Origin of the sequence: Pelomonas nitida (assembly GCF_043555975.1) — a bacterium.
GTDB classification, from domain to species: domain Bacteria; phylum Pseudomonadota; class Gammaproteobacteria; order Burkholderiales; family Burkholderiaceae_C; genus Pelomonas; species Pelomonas nitida.
In genome coordinates this window covers 1-19,215 of sequence record NZ_JBIGIA010000020.1, presented here as the reverse complement: position 1 = coordinate 19,215, position 19,215 = coordinate 1, and the positions used below count along the sequence as shown (strand labels likewise).

The window sequence follows — 19,215 nt, the reverse complement described above, 5'->3', positions numbered from 1 at the left end:
CCGACGCGGCGACTGCCGTCGCCCGCGCGGCCCGCCACCCCGAGGTGCCCATGAAACCAAGCCCCGCCTGGACCGCCGCCGCCGTCATTGCTGTCGTGGTGCTCGTCGCGATGCTGGCCAGGCCCAGCGCCGAGACGGCCGCGCCGACCGCTGCGGCGTCGGCCCCCACGCAGGCGCTGGCGCTGCCCGCTGCGTCAGCCGGCTCGGCGCCGCCAGTCAAGCCCGCCGCCGCGAAGCCGGTGCTGCCTGCGAGCCCCAAGATGACCGTCGTGGACTTGTGCGGCCTGGGCCGCTTCCCCGCAGCGACACCCGCTGACGACGACGAGGAGCCCCTGGATCTGGAGTCCCTGCCGGGCCCGGTGGGCCGCGAGCCGCTGGCCGCCGCCCGCGCGACGCTGCTGGCCCAGTTGCGCCAGGGCGACGCGCGCGCGCGCGCGGCCGCGTTGCTGATGTCGCCACCCGACGGGGACGACCCCGCTGCCGAGCAGGCCTGGTCACGCCAGCTGCTGCAGCTGGCGCAAAGCAGTGGTCAGCCAGAGGTCCTGGCATGGGCCGAGGGCGCCTGCGCGATACAGCCCGACCCCATGGCCTGCCACCTCGGCCTGATCCGTGCGCGGCTGAAGCTGGAGCCCGACAACGCCGCCCACTGGGCCGCGCTGGCCGATGCCGATCCCAAGGCCTCAGAGGAGGCCTGGCGCGGCCTGCTGCAGTCGCGCCGCTGGCAGGAGCGCCCGCAGTCGCTGCTGCTGGCCGCGCAGGCCGCGCTGCCCGACAGCCTGCCGGGCTATCTGCGCCTGGCGCTGGGCGCCGAGATGCGCTTGCGCGCGCCGGCCCCATCGGGGGGCGGCGAGGCTTTCATGCAGGAGCGCTGCCAGCAGCACGGCCGCGCCGAGGAATGCGGCGCGCTGGCGCGGCTGCTGTCCGAACGCAGCGATGCGCTGCACACGCTGGGCAACGCCACCGCGCTCGCCCAGGCCGCCGGCTGGCCGGCCGACCGCCAGCAGCGCCTGCGCGACGAAGCCGAGCGCCTCGCCCGCGTCTCGCCCACCTGGTGGCGCCGGCAGGGCCAGCCCATGGCCTGCGACGCGGTGCAGACCTGGCAGCAGCACCTGACCGAAGTGGCGCGCGTCGGCGAGGTCGCCGCGCTGCGCGAGCTCAGCGCCCGCCAGGCAGCCGCCAGCGCGGCGCACTGAACGCGCCCGATCCGCAGCGCTTCGACGCGCTGCCAGCCAGCGGCTCACGACGGACGCTGTGATCAGTGTGCCGAAGGAGATGGCGGTGACGCGGCCGAGGTGCTGGCGTGACGCCCGGTTTGGGACGTCTTGACGACAACCCGCATGACCCCTTGCATCGCGCCGGGATCTGCCTTCGGCGAAACCTGCGGTCTTCGCCCCGGCGCGGCCTCACGCGGATGCCGATCGCCGGCAAGGCAAATCACGGCCGGATGACGCGGCGGCGCTTTGGGGCGCCCCTTCCATCGCGCCGAATGCCCCCTCCCCCTCTGACGCCGCCGTCACCGGCACGGGCTTCATGAAACCGCGTATCAAAAAATCAGAACGCTGTTTCATAGTTGATTTGCGATGTGTGGCGAGCAGGCCACGCCGACCTGACGTCGCCGCGCCGCCGCGCGCGGATCGACCGGCAGCGACCTGACGTCGGTACCGGTTCCCTTCCACCCCACCACGTTCACGCCGGGGCCCACCGGGCCAGCCGACGGAGACAGGCGGCGCGGGCCTGGACGGCACCGCACCGCCACGACAGGAGACAAAGTCATGAAGAAGATCACCCCCCCGCCGCGCCCGGTCGTGCGCACCGCCGGCACCGCCGTGTCGCTGCTTCTGGCCGCCACCGGCGCCCAGGCCGTGGACTGGCCGTCGGGCTATTCCAAGTGCGCCGACGAAGGCGAGACCTGCAAGGTCGGCACCGGCACGCGCGCCGTGTCCTACGGCATCAAGGACAAATGGGTCATCAAGAACCTCACCGGCAACATCGCCTGCACGACCAGCACCTTCGGCACCGACCCGAATCCCGGCATCACGAAGAAGTGCGCCCTGGGCCCGGCGGCCTCGCCCACGCCAGCCCCAACACCAGCCCCGACGCCGGCACCCACGCCGGCACCAACACCCGCCCCCACGCCAGCGCCCACCCCGGCACCGACGCCAGCGCCTGCCCCCGCCGGTGCCAGCGGCGGTTACGCGGGCACCGTGACCGGTGGCGGCAGCGCCTCCGTACAGACGGTCGCCACTGCGGCGGCGATGCAGGCGGCCCTCGACGCCTACGACGGCAGCTCGGGCCTCACGCTGCGCTACACCGGCACCTTCAACTTCGGCAGCATCACGGATGCCTGCACGCAGTGGCAGCGGCCCGCCGGCACCATCGTCGAAATCAAGAACAAGGACAACATCACCATCGAAGGCGCCAACGGCTCGGCGGCCAACTTCGGACTGGCCATCAAGGCGGATGCGCAGAACATCATCATCCGCAACATGACCATTGGCCTGCTGCCGGGCTCCATCGATGCCATCGGCATCGAAGGCCAGAGTGGCAAGTACCCGGGCTACATCTGGGTCGACCACAACACGCTGTTCAGCAGCCTGAAGGAATGCAGCGGCGCGGGTGACCTGGAGTTCGACGGCCTGATCGACAGCAAGGCCGGCGCCCATCACATCACCTACTCGTACAACCACATCCACGACCATCAGAAGGTCGGCCTGATCGGCTCCAGCGACAGCGACGCCAGCGACCGTTTCATCACCTTCCACCACAACTACTACCAGAACGTGAACTCCCGCCTGCCGCTGCAGCGCGCGGGCTACACCCACCTGTACAACAACCTGTACTCGGGCGTGATGACCTCAGGTGCCAACATCCGCATGGGCGGCTACTCGCTGATCGAGAACAACTGGTTCGAAAACGCGCAGAACCCGGTGACCTCGCGCGACAGCTCGGCCATCGGCTACTGGCAGCTGCGCGGCAACAACATCGCCAGCCCCGCCGACTTCGCGACCTACGGCATCACCTGGGTCGCCAGCGGTTCATCGCCATCACGCGACGCCACGGACTGGACGAGCACGGCCACATTCCCGCTGGGCATTCCCTACAGCTACACGCTGCAGGCACCGTCGTGCGTGAAGCAGAAGCTGCCGGCGGCAGCGGGCGCGGGAACGGGCCTGGCGAAGGTCAGCTGCTGACGCTGTAGGTTGGGGCCGCAAGACCCCAACGCTGGATGCTGCCGAGGTGTTGGGGTGAGCTGCGCTCACCCCAACACCTACCGGGCTTGCCCTGCTCAGGGAGGCTTTGGTGCATTCGCCGTCCGGCGGATCGGCGGCGCAGGGACTTGATTTTTAAGACCTGACCCCGAATTCGCGAATTCGCGGGCGTGGATTCGGCTCATGCGACTTTGACGACCGACTGCTCGGCCTTGAGGGTTCGGATCAACTCTCGCAGCACCTCCCTGGCTTTGAACAAAGCCCAGCTGCGAACGGGAACATGATCACATGGGACGCAACACGTAGCGATTTGCGCCGCCACCGTTGAGCTTCAGGCGAGCCAGTAGCGCGGCGTGGCTGAGATGCCGCAGCCGCCACGCGCCCTGGCCAGCTTCGGCGCTCCCGCAAGCCCGTACATCTAGCCCACCATCCGTGCCAGCATCTGCCCGCACTCCTTCAACACGGTGAGCTAAATGGGCCCCTTCACCCTCTTCGACAAATCGTTCCTCCAGTCTCTGTCGGTCGACGAATCGGTCTGGTTCGACCACTTCTTCGTCCCCGTCGTCTGCCCGCTTTTCTTCGTTGAGACGCTGGCCGACCTGGCCAAGGAGATGAAGGAGGGGAGTCTGCGAACGGCCGAGGACGAGGTCCGCATCGTCGCTGATAAGACGCCTGTTCTCAGCGGCATGCCCTGCGTGCACCACGGCGAGCTCTGCGTCGGCAGCCTGATGGGGACGTTCGCGCCGCATCCTGGGCAAATTCCAATGGCTGGTGGACGTCCAGTGCGCAATCCGGAAGGCAAGCCGGGCGTGGTTTTCAAGAACTCGCCGGAGGCTGAGGCATTCGCTCGCTGGCAACGCGGGCAGTTCCTGGAGGTCGAGCGTGGCGCAGCTGCTGACTGGCGCCGGATGCTCTCCGAGCTGGACCTCCAGGCAGTTGGCCGGGGCATGCAAGCCCTGGGAATCACCCCTCAGAACTGCAAGACCATCGAGGAAGCCCACGGCATAGCCTCTTCACTCGTCCACACGGAGGCGGCACCCGAACAGCAGCTCCGCTTGATGTTCACATTCGTGGACGTGCCCGGTCGGTTTCAGCGCGCGATTCATGAGCGTTGGCGGGAAGCTGGCTTCCCGCCTCTGGCCCAGTTCGCGCCGTACGCGGCGCACGTCCTCAAGGTCGAGCTCTTCTTTCAGATTGCGCTCGCGGCAAAGCTCATCGCTGCCGAGCGCGCCTCCAACCGAGCCGACATCGCCTACCTGTTCTACCTGCCGTTTTGCAACGTCTTCGTTTCCGCCGACAAACTGCATCGGAGGTGCGTGCAGCCCTTCCTGAGGAAGGACCAAGACTTCGCCTGGGGTCCCGACCTCAAGGCTGATCTGTCCCGGATAAATGTCGAGCTCTCAGGCGCGAGCGAGGCCGAGCGCCTGCAGGGCCTACACAAGTTCGCGCCGCGGCCACCAGGAGACGTAGGCAACCTGGTTCCCTCCCTCTGGCACCGTCACGGCTTTGAACTCCAAAAGCCGGAGGAGCAGGAGACGGCCGTTCCCCCTGAAGCCCACGACAAGCTGCTGGCCCACTTGCGCGGATTCCAGGAGGCTGCGACAGCGCCCGAGGTTGCAGAAATGCCTTCAGACGACCTGGAATCGCTGTCCATCGAGAGACTCGTCCCTCCAAAAAAGGGCAGCTGGTGGCTCATCCCGAAACATGTAGCCGACGAGGAGCGAAGGCAGGGCCGGACTGTGGAGTGACCGGATGCGGCACCGTCGGCAGGCCTACCCAGCTGCCAGCCTCTTCTTCAGCTTCGCGACGCGCGTGGCCACACCCACCTTTGGGTTGGCCTGAAGAGCCTCCTCGTACGCGCTCACCGCCTCTGGCAAGCGGCCCAGGAGCTCAAGTGCCTCGCCCTTCGTGCGCAGTCCCATGGAAACGTAGTCGACGCGCGAGCGATCCAGCTCCTTCAATGCCGCGTCCAGCGAGGTCAGCACTTCCGCTACCACGGTGACGTTCGCCGGTTCTGCCTTCAGCGCATCCCTCGCGCCGTAGATACGTGACTCCGCAGAGCCCTTGGAGAGGCGCGCCTTGCGATACGTTCCTTGGTCCAGGAACTCCCCGGAGGGCGAATAGTTGAAGCGCCCGGTGTCCTTGTGGATGACAGACAGCTTCTTCAGCGCGCCGTCCTCGCCGACCGTGAACGCATAGTCATCAGCCCAGCCCGTAGAAGGCGATTCCGAGAAGAGCTTCGTCCCTGCCTGCAGGTCAAACAGCTCAAGGATGTTCCCGTCGTCGCCTGGCGCGTTGGCCGTCTGAACGACCGCGTAGCGACCGCATTTGGAGATGGCCAGGTTGTAGACATTTGCTGAGTAGCTCCGGTGGAGCACCTTCCTTTGCGTGGCGTCGAACCCCAGCACCTCCGAGCTCAGGCGGTTTCCGAAGTTCGCGTCGCACACCACGAACGCTCCCGTATCTGCGACGTCGGATTCCATCGGCCGGTAGAGGTCTGCGATGCGCAGTACGACCGCGTCAGCCTGGTAGTCGAGCAGAACAACTGAGCCATCACGGTGGTCCAGTCGAGAGTTCATGCCGGGTAGGCGGTCCGTGCTCCCCACGACCCAGCGTTTGTTCGGCGACTGCGAGGCTTGGCCGACGAACCTCAGCGAATCAACGGAGAGCACACCGCTCGACAGGCGGGAGTCGCGGGGCCCCGATGCTCGTTGCCTGCAAGGAATCGGTGCCACTGTCGACCGGGGAGCAGCGGGCCCAGGTGCCGCAGGCGGGGAGCCGACGAGCAGCTTCAGCAAAAGGTCCTTCAGCGACATGGTGCCTCCCCTGATGCAGTTCTTGTACAGAGGCATTCACCTCGGGCATGCGGCTCAAACCCCCATCGCCACCACCGTCGGCGAGCCCGTGGAGCGCAGCACCCCTGCATCCAGCACGGCCGCCACAACGCCCAGCATGACGCCCATGCCCATGCCGTAGCCCGAGCAGGCGTGCGGCGGCGGGCCGGCGGGGTCGGCGCGGTCGCCGCCGAAGGCGACGTGGTGGCGCAGCGGGTCTTGCTGCGTGGCGGAGCCCAGGCCGACGACGAGCACACGGCCCGGTTCGACGTCCACCTGGCCCAGCTTGTGCGCCACGCGCGCCTTGCGCCAGATCTGGAACGGCGTGGGCCGCACGTTCAGCGTGGCCACCATCGTCGGGCGCAGCCGCGCCACCGCCTCGGCGTAGGGGCGCAGGCCGGTCTGCGCATCGGGCGAGACCTCGCTCCACAGCGGCTGCAGGTCCCACAGCTTGCGCGTCTGCACCCAGCCGGCCAGCACGGTCAGCAGGTTGGCATGCGTGGTGGGTGGGAAGCCCAGCATGATGCCGGCCAGCGTGCGCGCCGGCAGGTCGGGCGTGGCGCCCGGCACCGCCTTGGCGGCCGCCACGATCTTGGCGCCCAACGGCGGCAGTTGCGTGCCGGGCTCGTCCAGCCAGGCCTGCACCGCTGCGGTGAAGCGCTGGCCGGCGGCGCGGCCCTCGGCCTTGACGGCGTCGGTCGGGTAGGGGCCGAACACATGGCGCGACACCTTGAACAGGTCGCGCGGGCAGCGCGGCGCCACGCTGCCGCCCGCCTGGGCATCGGCATGGAATTCCGTGCCCCAGATGTGGCGGCCGTCGGGCTGGCCGAACCACAGCTGGCACAGCTTGGCGAGCACGCCTTCGCTGAGGCGCTCGAAGTCCAGCGGGGTGTCGGTGGGCAGGTCCTTGGGCTTCTGGCTGTCGGGGAAGGCGGCCAGCAGCGCCTGGGCCTCGGCCTTGAGCTGCGCGAGGCCCGCCTTGGCGACCTGGTAGGCGGTGGCGTAGCACTGGGCTTCGCTGTAGGCCTCGATGGCGGCGTTGATGGCCGGGGCCTGCTCGCGGTGGCCGGTGTCGTCGTCCAGGCCCAGGTAGCCCACGCCGATGGAGTCGTGCATGCGCTCGCCGTAGCCGCTGACGGAGTAGCGGTCGGGCACGTTGCGCAGCACGTCGCAGACGCGCTCGGCCGCGCCCACCAGCACGCCGTAGGCCGTGTCCACCACGCCGCCGGGCTGGGCACGCACCCAGGCCCAGGCCTGGTCGCGCGTGGTGGTGTCTTCCAGCCACAGCTGCATGGCGGCGTGGTCACGCAGGTCGGGCACGCGCTCGGGCACCGGCGTGGCGGCAGGCAGCGGCAGGGGCAGTTCGACGAGGCCCGGCAGCGCCTTCAGGGCGGCAATGGACGGCACGAAGAAGTAGGCGCCCCACTGCAGCGTGACGAAGGGCTCGGGCCCCAAGTCGATCTCGTAGGCCTTGCCGCCATGCTCGAACGGGAACAGCCGCGGCCCGCCGCTGCCGTCGACGACGCCCAGCAGCGGGTCGCTCTGCGCCGAGTAGCCGCCGCTGGCATTGCCGCCGGCCACCCAGCGCTGCACGACCTCGAACTGCTCGGCCAGGTGGGCGTTGTAGGCCATGAAGACGAGGCCGCGGTCCTCGTCGTCGGGCGCGTCGGCATGCACCGGCGCGCCGTAGCTCATGCCACGGCGCAGGATGCGCGGCATGCGGTTTTTCGAGAACGCCGTGCCGCCCAGGTCGCGCGGGTTGGTGCGGCGGATGTGGGCGTGGAAGGGGCAGGCGGCGCCTTGCGGGTCCTTGGCGTAGTTGAAGTCGTTGCCGTTGGTGCCGGCCTCGGGCGCGGCCAGCGGGCGGCCGTCCTGCCAGCGGCCCATGAGCTTGGCGAGCACGAGCTCGTGCTCCAGGTTGATCTTGCGCGCCTCCTGGTAGATGCGCCGGCTGAAGCGGCCCGTGTACTGGCGCAGCTTGCGCACGACGAGGAAGCTGCCGCGGTCCAGCAGCGGGTCGGGCTGCTCAGGCACGGCATAGCCCTTGTCGCGCTCGGTCGGGAAGCCCTGCAGCAGCTCGCCGGTCTTGACCGTGTCGTCCCAGGCCTGGCCCGGCGCGGCGGTGCCGGCGAGCTGCGGCTGGCCGGCATGAGGGGCAGCCAGCTGCGGCTGGCTGATGCCGTCCTTGAAGCCGAAGTGCTCCTTGTCCGCCGCGTTGCTGCGCATGGGCTCGATGGCCATCAGCGCCAGGCCGGTGTTGACGGTCAGTGCATCGGCCAGCTCGCGCAGCCGCTTGCCGTCGGCGGCCGAGAACGCCTCACCCGGCTCGGCCGCCGGGAAGCGCAGCTGCACCAGCACATGGGCGTCGGCCGGCGCGATGCGGTCCACGCCGTTGACGTGCCGCGCCAGCGCCCAATGCGAGGGGTGGTTGTGGCGCACGTCGCCCAGCAGGCCGGCGCGCGCCGCCATGCCTTCCTTGAAGGCCTGGGGGAAGCGGTCCAGCCGCGCGGCCGGCAGGCCCAGCGCCTTCAGGCCGGCCAGCGTCAGCGCGACCTGGCGCCAGACGGTGACATGCGCGGTGTCGTCGTTGTCGCGCTGGACGGGGGCCGTGCTCAGCCAGGCCACGGCCTGGGACGGCTGGGCCACGCGCAGCAGCACCAGCCCACCGCGGTTGCCGGGCGGCTTGGTCAGGATGCAGGCCTGCAGGTCGCCGGGCTTGAGCGTCAGCTCGCGCGCCTGGCCCAGCGGCTCCGGCAGCGGCTGCTCGAACCAGGCGAGCATCTCGTGGTGCCGCAGGCGCAGCTGGCCGCCGGGCGTCTTGCCGCCGTCGTTGGGGAACTGCTGCGCCGTGCCGAGCTCGCGCAGCTCGAACAGGATGTCGTGCGTGGCCCGCAGCACGCAGGCGCGGTCGGGCGCGCTGGCACCGAAGAAGCGCTGCAGCGTGAACAGCCCGGCCAGCGGCACCAGGCCGCGCGCGGCCATGGCGAAACGGTCTTTGTCGCCGGTGGGCAGCGTCGCCGTCTCGCCCGAAGCCGGCGCGCGCAGGCGGTTGAACGCCAGCTCGTTGGCGCGGCCGCGCTGGGCGGCTTCCAGCCGGGCGAGGTACTCGGCGTCGCCGACGGTGCGGCCGGACTCGATGAACAGGAAGTCCGCCGACACCTCGTGCTCGCGCACCCAGCGGGCATAGGTCTCGAAGCTGCACTCCCGCGACAGCGTGTAGCCCTCGGTATGGCACAGCATCAGGTCCAGCGTGGAGCCCAGCTGGTCCCAGATGACCCGCATGTACGGCTCCCAGCCGCCATCGAAGTTGACCGACAGCAGCAGCCGGTCCGGCGCGCCGTCACGGCCGTCCACGATGCTCCAGCGGAACGAGTGGACGATGCGCCAGCGCGCCACGATGTCGGTGTAAGGCGACGCGGGCGCGCTGGATTCGCGCGAGCCCAGCCGCAGGCTGTTGAGCGTGCGCAAGACCTTGCGCAGCCGGTCGACGTAGGTCACGACCTCCAGCGCGTCGACGAAGCCGCGCTTGATGTCGGCTAGCAAGTTCAGATCGGTGATGCCGCCCAGTTGGACGTCGTTGCCGCGTGCCATGTGGTTCTTCTCCCTAGTTATTGAGCGCGCGCAGTATGCGGGCCGAGTCGTGACGACTCGCCCCATGCCACGCACAGGCTCGATTAGGAACCCGGAACCCCGCCGGTTGCAATTCATCCGCCCAAACCTGCGGCCTATCGCAAACCCGCAGACGGGCAAACCCTGGGCGCGCACAGTCAGCCTCACCAACACGGGAGAGCCGCATGAACCGCATCACCACCACCACCGCCCGCCTCGGCCGCCTGCAGGCCGCCGCCGCTGCCGCCCTCGTCGGCGCCATCGCGCTGAGCAGCACCGCGTGGATGAGCTGGACCGGCCCGAGCGACGAGACCCCCGTCGTTCAACTGGAACGGGTCGTCATCCACGGCCACCGCGCCGACCGGCCCGTGGCCGAGGTGAAGCAGCTGCCGCGCGTCGTCATCGTCGGCAAGCGCGACCCGGGCGCCGACGGCGTGCAAGTGGCCAGCGCGCGCTAAAGCTCGAGCGAAGGCCGAGCTAAGGCCGATCGCGCGGCGCCCCCTGGTCGCACTTGACGCAATTCAGGGGCTGGCCCAGCACGCCGTTGCGGCCCTGGGCCGACTGTGTCCACGGACGGTTCTGCCAGGGCGGGTCGTGCCGCACGTGCTGGTTGTGGCCACAGGCCAGCTGCGCGACCCAATGGCCCTCGTCATCGACATGGAAACCCGTGATCGGCTGCTGCATGGGTCAGTGGCGCGACGCGCGGGTCGTCCGTCTCATCGGCCCAGCACCCGCAGGATCTCGCGGCCATAGGCTTCCAGCTTCTTGGCGCCCACGCCGCTGACCTCGCCCAGCTCCGACAGATCGCCCGGCATCACGCGCGCCATCTCGGCCAGCGTGGTGTTCTGGAAGATCACATAGGCCGGCAGCCCGTGCTCGCGTGCCACCTCCGAGCGCCAGGCCTTGAGCGCCTCGAAGCGCTCCTGGGCCTCGGCGTCCAGCCCCAACGCGGGGTCGGCCTTGGGCCGCGCGCCGCCGCTGCCGCGCGCCATCCGGCTGCGGGGTTTCTTTTCCTCGGCCTCGCGCAGGCGCACTTCCACCTCGCCCTTGAGCACGGCCCGCGCGCTGTCCTGCAGCGCCAGCGTGTTGAACTCGCCCTCGGCCGCCACATGGCCCAGCGCGATCAGCTGGCGCAGCACGGCGCGCCACTGCTGCTCGGACAGGTCGGCGCCCACGCCCCAGGTCGACAGCTTGTCGTGGCCGTGCTGCCGCGTCTTGTCGGTCACCTTGCCGCGCAGCACGTCGATGAGGTGGCCGGCGCCGAAGCTCTGGCCGCGCTGGTGAAAGCGGTAGATGCAGGACAGCAGCTTGCGCGCCGCCTCGGTCGCGTCCCAGGTGGCCGGCGGGTTCAGGCAGTTGTCGCAGTTTCCGCAGGCAGTCGACATCTCGCCGAAGTAGCTCAGCAGCCGCACGCGCCGGCAGTCCGTCGCCTCGCACAGCGCCAGCAGTGCATCGAGCTTGCCGCGCTGGCCCTGCTTGAAGACCTCGTCGGCGGGGCTCTCGTCGATCATGCGGCGCTGGTTGACGACATCGGCCAGGCCGTAGGTCATCCAGGCCTCGGCGGGTGCGCCGTCGCGGCCGGCGCGGCCGGTCTCCTGGTAGTAGGCCTCGATGTTCTTGGGCAGGTCCAGGTGGGCGACGAAGCGCACGTCGGGCTTGTCGATGCCCATGCCGAACGCGATGGTCGCCACCATGACGAGGCCGTCCTCGCGCAGGAAGCGGTCCTGGTGGCGGCGGCGCAGGTCGGCGTCCAGGCCCGCGTGGTAGGGCAGCGCGTTGATGCCTTCGCTCTGCAGCCACTCGGCGGTTTCCTCCACCTTCTTGCGGCTCTGGCAATAGACGACGCCGGCCTCGCCCTCGTGCTCGTCGCGCACGAAGCGCAGCAGCTGCTCGCGCGGCGAGCTGTTCTTCTCGACGATGAGGTAGCGGATGTTGGGCCGGTCGAAGCTGCTGATGAAGACGCGCGCGTCCTGCAGCTGCAGCCGCTCGATGATGTCGCGCCGCGTCAGCTCGTCGGCCGTCGCCGTCAGCGCGATACGCGGCACCTCCGGGAAGCGCTCGTGCAGCAGGCTGAGCTGCAGGTACTCCGAGCGGAAGTCGTGGCCCCACTGGCTGACGCAGTGCGCCTCGTCGATGGCGAACATGCTCAGCAGCCCGCGTTCGCGCAGGCTTTCCAGCTGCCCCAGGAAGCGCGGCGTCGTGAGCCGCTCGGGCGCCGCGTACAGCAGCGTGAGGCGCCCGCTCATCATCTCGCGCTCGACGCGGCTGGCCTCCTCACCCGTCAGGCTGCTGTTCAGGAAGGCCGCATGCACGCCGGCTTCCTCCAGCGCGCCGACCTGGTCGTGCATCAGCGCGATCAGCGGGCTGACGACGATGGCCACGCCCTGCCCGCGCCCGTGGCGCAGGATGGCGGGCACCTGGTAGCACAGGCTCTTGCCCCCGCCCGTGGGCATCAGGACCAGCGCGTCGCCCCCGTCGGCGACCTGCTCGACGATGTCCGCCTGCTGGCCGCGGAAGGCGGTGTAGCCGAAGACATCGGACAGGACGCGCAACGCGTCATCGGCGTGAGGGGGAGCGGAAGGCGGCATGCGGTGCAACAGCGGGCAAGCCGCCATTGTCCCTGCATCGCCGCGCGCGCCCGGCGGGAGCATGATGGCTCACCGCCACCTGCCCGCCCAACCCCCATGCCCACGCCCGAAGACCTGCGCCAGCGGCTGATCCGCAACTTCCATGACGGCCCGCTCGAGCGGCTGGAGCGCCCGCCGCGCTACGACACGCAATCCCGCTCGCTGACCGACGGCACCGCCGCCCGCAAGCTCGGCGCCACCTTCGACATCGTCGCGCCCGGCAAGCAGAGCTGCCCCTACCACTTGCACCATGCGCAGGAGGAGATGTTCGTCATCCTGCAGGGCGAGGGCACGCTGCGCGTGGCGGGCGAGCTGCTGCCGGTGCGCGCGGGCGACGTGATCAGCATCCCGCCGGGGCCCGAGTACCCGCACCATCTGCTCAACACGTCCGACGCGCCGCTGCACTACCTCAGCATCGGCACCCAGACATGGCCCGACGTGTGCGAGTACCCGGACTCGGGCAAGGTCAGCGCCATGCCCGGCCCCAGCGGCTGGCGGCTGCGCCAGCGGCTGGAGAACACGCTGGACTACTGGGACGGCGAGCCCTGACGGCGGCGCCGCGCGTCAGGCCGCCGTCGGACCACCGTCAAGCCGCCACCAGCTGCGCGTGCCAGCGCAGCAAGCGCTGGTCGCTCATGCCGGCCAGCCAGTCGGCGATGAGCCGGCGCTGATCGGCCGGCCCGGCCGCCATCTCGTGCGCCAGGCGCTGCGGCTCGGGCAGCAGGCGGCGCGGGTCGTCCCACAGCGTTTCGGCCACGGCCCGCAACATGCGCCCGCCCCGCCGCTCGCAGGCCGCCACGGCAGGCGCGGCAAGCAGCGTCTCCTGCACCAGGTGGTGCAGTTGCGTCAGGAAGGCATCGGCCTCGGTCAGCAGGCTCACGCGGTAACGCAGCAGGGGTTCCTCGAGATCGTCACGCTCGGCCACCTCGGCGGAGACGATGAAGGCATTCACCAGCGAACCCACCGTGCGGCGCCGCGCCGGCTCCGACGGGCCGAACAGCGTGCGCGCCATCTCCGTCGGGCTGCCCAGCTCGACGGCACCGGCCCAGCCGAGATCGGGCTTGAGACGCAGCCAGTGTTCAGCCGTCACACGGCCCAGCCGGATGCCGTCCTCCAGCACATGCACGCCCATCGCGATGCGCTCGGCCAGCCCGATCAGGCTGGCGTCGAACCCGCCCCAACCCGCCGCACCGTGCTGGCCCTCGCGCGGCAGCGCCGACGGCAGCATGAAGGCATGGCTGTCGCTGCTGCTGGCGGGCAGCAACAGCCAGTCGACGATGTCGTGGTCGGCGTCGTAGAAGCAACCCGGCGGGCAGCGCTTGTCGTCGCGGCCGGCACCGCTGGCGCTGAAGACCAGCCGGCGCGGCGCCGGGTGCGACAGGCAGCCCAGCAGCACGCGGCGCGACGGGTCCAGCCCGAAGGCGTCGGCATAGGGCTCCTGGCGGGCCAGCAGGCGCAGGGTCTGCGCGGTGGCCGCGTAGCCGCCGCTTTCGTGCAGCCAGTCGTTCAGCGCCACCTCGCCGCCTTCGCCAAACGGCGGGTGGCCGAGCTGGCGGCCGAAGGCGATGGCCTCGATGAGGTTGGGCTCGGGCAGCAGCGCCAGCCACGGCGCGCTGGGCGAATGCAGATGCTGCAGCGAGCGCAGCAGGCCGCGCGACAGCTGCGCCACCTCGTGCGCCAGCGTCGAGCGGGTGCGGAACACCTCGCCATCGTCCAGCCCGCCGAGCAGCTGCTTGCCCTGCAGCTGGCGAAAGCTCTGGCTGTGCATGACGCGGGCACGGTCACGCGCGTAGGGGTTGCGGTACGCGCCTTTCACGCGCATCAGCTCCGAGCCCGAGCGGCGCTGCTGCCACTGCAGGTCGTCGCGCTGGCGGCGCAGCGCGGGGTCGGACGGGTCCGGGAGATCCGGGCGGGCGGGGATCGGGGTGTCCATGCTGCACTCCTCGAAAGCATCGGCTCCCTGAAACGCGCGGGCGGCGGGACTTGCTCGGCGGTGTCGGCTCGGCCAGCGCGCTGACGGTCAGCGTAGGCCGATGCCCCGGCCCATGGGGCAGCCTCGCCCCGGGCCGGTGTGCAGGAAGTCGCAATCGGCCGCGGCCGATCAGCCCAGGCTCAGTAGTGCGGCGGCAACTCGTCACGCAAGGTGCGCGCGGCACCGGGCTCCGCCGAGGTCCGGTCACGCAGCTCCACCAGCTCGCGGATCAGCCGTTCGATCTGGGCCTGCTGGCGCACGACAACGGCGTTGAGCTGCTCGACGGTGTCCTCGGCGAAGCTGGCCTTGATCTCGAGGTCGGTGATGCGTTGTTCCAGGGTCTGCAGGTCGGCGTCCATGCCCGTATTGGGCCTGAAATCAGCGCTTGTCGCCCTTGCTGGAGATCGACCCCATGCCCGAGATCGAGCGCTGCACCGATGGCGAGCCGAAATAGTCCACCGAGCCGACACCGGAGATGTGGGCCGTCAGGTCGTCAGTGACCCACAGCAGCACGCTGCCGATGCCGCTGACGTTGACGCGCGCCTTGCGCGCCTGCAGCCCGTCGGCGACGACCTTGCCCTTGCCGGAGATCTGCAGCACCAGGTCGTCCACACGGCCGCCAAGCTGGCCGTCGCCGGCGCCGCTGATGCCGAACGTGAGCTCGCGGGCCTGCAGCTGGTCCATGCGCACGACCGCGGCACCACTGATGGTCAGCCGCAGCCGGTCGACACGCAGCGGGCCGGGCACCTGCACATCGCTGGCACCGGACACCGACAGCTGGCGCAGCTCGCGGACCTCGACCTGCACGAAGAGCTTGTCGCTGTTCCAGAACTTCCAGCCGCCGGCGGGGTGGACGATGAGCTGCTTGCCGGCCAGGTCGACCTGGACGCCGCGCTGCGCCTCGTCGTCGCCAGCAACGAACACCTGGTCGCGCTCGCCCTGCACGAGCACGACGCGCGCCGCGCCGGCCAGCTCCACGCGGTCGAAGGCACCGGGCGTGTAGACCTTCCCGGGGCCGGCCGGCAAGGCCGGTGGGGCCGGCAGCGCCGGAGCCGCTGGGGCCGCCGGGCTGGCGAGCGGTGCGGGCTGGGGCATCGGCTGAGGCTGCGGCGCGGGCTGCGGTTGGGGTGCCGGGCCGGGTTGCGCTGCGGCCAGGCCGGCCGAAAGCAGCAGCGAAAGAGCGAACGTCTTCATAGCGACTGCTCCCGCAGCATCTTGGAGACCTCGCGGTTGGCCGTGATGCGCGTGCCGTCGCGCAGGTGCACGACGAGTTGCGAGTTCTCGTCCGGGCTCATGCTGTCGACGAAATCCAGGTTGACGATGCAGCCGCGCTGCACGCGCAGGAAGCGCGCCGGGTCCAGCCGCGTCTCGAAGCTGGCGATGGGCAGCCGCACGAGGAAGCTGCGGCCCTTGCTCGTCAGCGCGGTGTATTTGTTGTCGGAGCGCAGGCTCTCGATGTCGGCCACCTGCAGCGGGAAGATCTTGCCCTGGTCACGCACCAGCAATCGCGTCAGCGGCGCGTCGGCCGGCGCGCCCAGGGCCTGCGTCACGTCGGCCGCGCTGGGCCCGGCGTCGCGCAGGGCGTGGGCCACGGCCTCGTCGAAACGCTCCCGCGAGAAGGGCTTGAGCAGATAGTCCACCGCGTGCAGCTCGAAGGCCGTCAGCGCGTGCTCATCGTAGGCCGTCGTGAAGATGATGCGCGGCTGGTGGGCGTCGTGCTGGAGCTCGCGCACGACCTGCAGGCCGGTGAGCCCGGGCATCTGGATGTCGGTCAGCACCAGCGCCGGCCTGAGCGCGCGCACCTGCGCCAGCGCCTCGTCGCCGTCGCTGCAGACGGCCACGAGCCGCAGGCCCGGCGTGGCCCTCACCCAGTCGGCCAGCGCTTCAGCGGCCAGCGGTTCGTCTTCGGCGATCAGGACGGTGGTTGCACTCATGCCAGGACACTCCAGGATTTCTTGATGGGGTCGGTACAGGCCGCTGCCGGGGGGGCTCTCATGCGCCGTCATGCCTGCGGGATGAACAGGTCGACACGAAAGCCCGCGCCGGGGGCGGTGTGGATGCGCAGCCGGGCGCGGCCGTCGTAGTCCAGCGAGAAGCGCTTGCGCAGCGCGGCCAGGCCCACGCCGCGCCGCTGGCCAGGCTGGGGCTCCAGCGCGGCGGGCTCGCAACCGGGGCCGTCGTCGGCCACGGCCAGGTCCAGCCCGTCGTTGAGCGCGTTGCGCCGCGCCATGATGGTCACGCAGCCGCCGCCCTTGCGCGGCGCCACGGCGTGCAGGATGGCGTTCTCCACCAGCGGCTGCAGCGTCAGCGGCGGCAGTTCGTCGTCCAGCACGTCGTCTTCGAGCTGCCAGTCCACGCGCAGCCGGTTGCCCAGGCGCAGCGCCTCCAGCGCCAGGTAGTCGCGCAGGAACTCGATCTCGTCGGACAGCAGCACGCGGTCCGCCCGGGGGCCCTGCGCCCGGGCGTGCGGGCCCGCGCTCTCGCGCTTCGTGTCCAGCACATAGCGCAGCATGGACGCGAACTTCAGCAGCGCCGCCTCGGCGCCGGCGGGGTCCTTGCGGGTCAGCGCGATCAACGTGTTCAGCGTGTTGAACAGGAAGTGCGGGTTCAGCTTGCCGCTGATGGCCGACAGCTCGGCCCGGGCCAGCGCGCTCTCGGCCTGGGCCGCCGCCACCGCCGCCGCGCGCGCCGCGCGCGACTGCAGCACTGCCGTGAACGCCGTCACGATGGCGGCATACAGCACGAAACCCCAGACGGAGCGCCACAGCAGCCCGGCTACCAGCACGGCGCCGGCATGGTCGGCGCCGAACAACACCATGTTCACCGTGAACTCGCCCGCCTGCCAGAGCGCCGAAAACGCCACCGCCGCCAGGATGTGTGCCATCGCGGTGGCCGAGGTTCCGGCGTCGCTGGCGTGCACGCGCCGCGCCACGGGCCACACGGCAATGCCCAGCAGCATCGGCGCCCAGAGCATGGAGGTGGCCTGGTAGACGGCCAGCCAGAACGGATCCAGCCCGCGGTCGAACTCGCTGCCCGCCAGCACGAACAGGCACCAGGCCAGCGCGCAGCCGCCGGCATAGGCCATCCACAAGCGCCGGTTGGCGCGGCGGTGGGCGGGGCGGGGGCCGGGGGAGTTCATGGCTTCATCTTATGGAGCGCTTCCCGCGCCGCGGCCCGCCGAGAGACGAAGTGCGGCCTCGAGGGTGCGGGATGCGGCCACCGGGGTGCGCCGGCCGGCCGCCGGGCCATGCCATGCGGGCGCCCCGCCGTCATAATTCGCCCCCTTCCCCATCGAATTCAGGCGAGCGTCATGGCCAGCGTCAACAAAGTCATCTTTGTTCACATGGCTCGATTTGGTGCGTATTTGTCTAGATGGGGCGGTTTGACTAGATGAATAGTTGTCGGTGGGCAACGCAACGCGTTGTCCACGGACTCAGCCGGGCGCGCAGCGCCCGGCCCTCCCATCTCCTCCGTTGTGGCTGGCTGCATTCCGTGCAGCGGCTCACCGAGGAAGTTGGCGCCAATGCCGTGTTCGCCTAAATTTTCCACATTAGGGGCGCGACATGGTGAGCTGCGATGTCGTTCAGTGGCGCCGGGTGCGACGCAAAGTACTGCTCGAGGGCAAGACCATCGAACAGGTAGCCATGCAGGAGTCGCTGACGGTCGAGGCGACAGCCGAGATCTTGACCCAGCGGCCGAAGTACAGGCGCGAGGACAACCCGCGGCTCGCGCTGTTCTCTTCGCTAATCCCCATCGACAGGCTGGCCGCGGATGATCGCGAGCTCTTGCAGTGGTCGCAGTGGATCTATGCGCTGGAGCAGGATGAACTAGCGTTTCCTCCGTTCGGTGATGAACTTTCTCGGCATGGCGCCGCTGCTCGCAAGCGCTTGCTGGCGGTGCTCGCTACCGAAGAGGGCTTCTCGCTAAAGACAATCGCCAAGCACCTCGGAGTGGCGTTGAACACCGTGCGTCGCAGTCGACTGCTCTATGAGCACGGCGGCGTAGAGGCCCTGCTCCACCAGAAGCGCCGTGCCCGCGTTGCCGACGATGACGAATACCGAGCCGCGTTGTACAAGCTCATCCACGAGCCACCTTCACAGTCGGGCTTCAACCGGACGAGTTGGCGGATATCAGACTTGGTCGAGGTGATGAACAAGCGCGGCTACCCCAGTCGCCGAGCAGTGCTGCGGGAAGCGATAGCGAAATCAGGCTTCAGATGGCGCGCAGCTCGCACGGTTCTGACCAGTTCCGATCCGAACAATCAGGAGAAGCTAGACCGGGTGCAGACGGTGTTGGGCAATTTGAAGAAGACCGAGTGCTTTTTCTCGATCGATGAGTACGGGCCGTTCGCCGTGAAGGCGATGCCAGGGCTCAGGCTGTCAGCGTCGGACGACCGGCCGACGGTTCCTCAATGGCAAAAGTCGCGCGGCCGGCTCATCGTCACGGCGGCGCTTGAACTGTCCAGCAACCAAGTCACCCACTTCCACTCATCGGTCAAGAATACCGCGGAGATGATGAAGCTCATCGAACGCTTGCTGGCCGACTACGCCACCAAGAGGGTGCTTTACCTATCCTGGGACGCAGCGTCGTGGCATGACTCAAAGGAACTAAAGAAGTACATCGCGAAACACAACGACGAGAAGCCGGAAGCGCCGCGCCTAGAACTTGTTCCGTTGCCAGCCAGTTCTCAGTTCTTGAACGTCATCGAGTCCGTCTTCAGTGGCATGTCCAGGGCGATCATTCACAACAGCAACTACGCCACGCTGGATGACGCAAAGGTGGCAATCGACAGGTACTTCGCTGAACGCAACGAGCAGTTCAGGAAGCACCCCAAGCCTGACCTTGCCCCCGAAAACCGTCTCCCTTGCTGAGTGATTCAATGCAAGCAAGGAGAGTGGGAATGACGAAGCCGAAGGCGGCGCCGAGGGCGCGCTACACGATGGAGTTCAAGCAGGAGGCCGTGC

General features: G+C 69.4%; 15 protein-coding genes. 6 read left to right on the top strand and 9 right to left on the bottom strand.

All coding sequences use genetic code 11. The annotated features are described in order from the left end of the window. Positions 1-50: 50 nt before the first annotated feature. The 3 genes from ACG00X_RS20820 to ACG00X_RS20810 all read left to right on the top strand — a co-directional run bounded on the left by ACG00X_RS20820 (position 51) and on the right by ACG00X_RS20810 (position 4,957). On the top strand, positions 51-1,193 hold the full coding sequence (locus ACG00X_RS20820; protein WP_394491116.1) for a hypothetical protein: 1,143 nt from the start codon (positions 51-53) through the stop codon (positions 1,191-1,193). Positions 1,194-1,772: 579 nt separating this feature from the next. Then, complete coding sequence (locus ACG00X_RS20815; RefSeq protein ID WP_394491114.1) at positions 1,773-3,191, top strand: pectate lyase family protein; 1,419 nt, start codon at positions 1,773-1,775, stop codon at positions 3,189-3,191. A 491-nt stretch (positions 3,192-3,682) separates the two neighbouring features. Next, complete coding sequence (locus tag ACG00X_RS20810; protein ID WP_394491112.1) at positions 3,683-4,957, top strand: hypothetical protein; 1,275 nt, start codon at positions 3,683-3,685, stop codon at positions 4,955-4,957. A gap of 24 nt (positions 4,958-4,981) precedes the next feature. Here the strand turns inward: ACG00X_RS20810 and ACG00X_RS20805 are convergent, their stop codons facing one another. Continuing rightward, positions 4,982-5,788, bottom strand: coding sequence for a YfgM family protein (locus ACG00X_RS20805; RefSeq protein WP_394491110.1), 807 nt, complete (start codon positions 5,786-5,788; stop codon positions 4,982-4,984). Between the two features lie 291 nt (positions 5,789-6,079). Next, complete coding sequence (locus ACG00X_RS20800; protein WP_394491108.1) at positions 6,080-9,634, bottom strand: Dyp-type peroxidase; 3,555 nt, start codon at positions 9,632-9,634, stop codon at positions 6,080-6,082. Positions 9,635-9,837: 203 nt separating this feature from the next. Between ACG00X_RS20800 and ACG00X_RS20795 the strand changes: the two genes are divergently transcribed. After that, entirely contained in the window at positions 9,838-10,110 is a 273-nt protein-coding gene (locus tag ACG00X_RS20795) for a hypothetical protein (RefSeq protein ID WP_394491106.1), read from the top strand. Positions 10,111-10,129: 19 nt separating this feature from the next. Here the strand turns inward: ACG00X_RS20795 and ACG00X_RS20790 are convergent, their stop codons facing one another. Further along, positions 10,130-10,336, bottom strand: a complete 207-nt coding sequence (locus tag ACG00X_RS20790) for a DUF3565 domain-containing protein (protein ID WP_394491104.1) — start codon at positions 10,334-10,336, stop codon at positions 10,130-10,132. Positions 10,337-10,368: 32 nt separating this feature from the next. Continuing rightward, positions 10,369-12,240: a DNA helicase RecQ gene (recQ, locus tag ACG00X_RS20785; RefSeq protein ID WP_394491102.1), complete on the bottom strand. Its 1,872-nt coding sequence runs from the start codon at positions 12,238-12,240 to the stop codon at positions 10,369-10,371. Positions 12,241-12,336: 96 nt separating this feature from the next. On the opposite strand from recQ, the gene ACG00X_RS20780 reads away from it, so the two are divergent. Then, on the top strand, positions 12,337-12,828 hold the full coding sequence (locus ACG00X_RS20780) for a cupin domain-containing protein (protein ID WP_394491100.1): 492 nt from the start codon (positions 12,337-12,339) through the stop codon (positions 12,826-12,828). Positions 12,829-12,865: 37 nt separating this feature from the next. Here ACG00X_RS20780 and dgt read toward each other — a convergent pair whose 3' ends face one another. The 5 genes from dgt to ACG00X_RS20755 all read right to left on the bottom strand — a co-directional run bounded on the left by dgt (position 12,866) and on the right by ACG00X_RS20755 (position 17,390). Then, positions 12,866-14,212, bottom strand: coding sequence for a dGTP triphosphohydrolase (gene dgt, locus ACG00X_RS20775; protein WP_394491098.1), 1,347 nt, complete (start codon positions 14,210-14,212; stop codon positions 12,866-12,868). A gap of 179 nt (positions 14,213-14,391) precedes the next feature. Further along, positions 14,392-14,610, bottom strand: a complete 219-nt coding sequence (locus ACG00X_RS20770; protein ID WP_394491096.1) for a SlyX family protein — start codon at positions 14,608-14,610, stop codon at positions 14,392-14,394. Between the two features lie 19 nt (positions 14,611-14,629). Continuing rightward, entirely contained in the window at positions 14,630-15,445 is an 816-nt protein-coding gene (locus tag ACG00X_RS20765) for a head GIN domain-containing protein (protein ID WP_394491094.1), read from the bottom strand. Then, the gene (locus ACG00X_RS20760; protein ID WP_394491092.1) at positions 15,442-16,185 is read right to left on the bottom strand and encodes a LytR/AlgR family response regulator transcription factor; all 744 of its coding nucleotides are present in this window, start codon (positions 16,183-16,185) and stop codon (positions 15,442-15,444) included. The genes ACG00X_RS20765 and ACG00X_RS20760 overlap by 4 nt, the downstream gene beginning before the upstream one ends. A 68-nt stretch (positions 16,186-16,253) precedes the next feature. After that, complete coding sequence (locus tag ACG00X_RS20755; RefSeq protein WP_394491090.1) at positions 16,254-17,390, bottom strand: sensor histidine kinase; 1,137 nt, start codon at positions 17,388-17,390, stop codon at positions 16,254-16,256. 424 nt (positions 17,391-17,814) lie between these two features. Here ACG00X_RS20755 and ACG00X_RS20750 point away from each other — a divergent pair, with 424 nt between their 5' ends. Continuing rightward, positions 17,815-19,122, top strand: coding sequence for an IS630 family transposase (locus ACG00X_RS20750; RefSeq protein WP_394491088.1), 1,308 nt, complete (start codon positions 17,815-17,817; stop codon positions 19,120-19,122). Positions 19,123-19,215 lie beyond the last annotated feature (93 nt).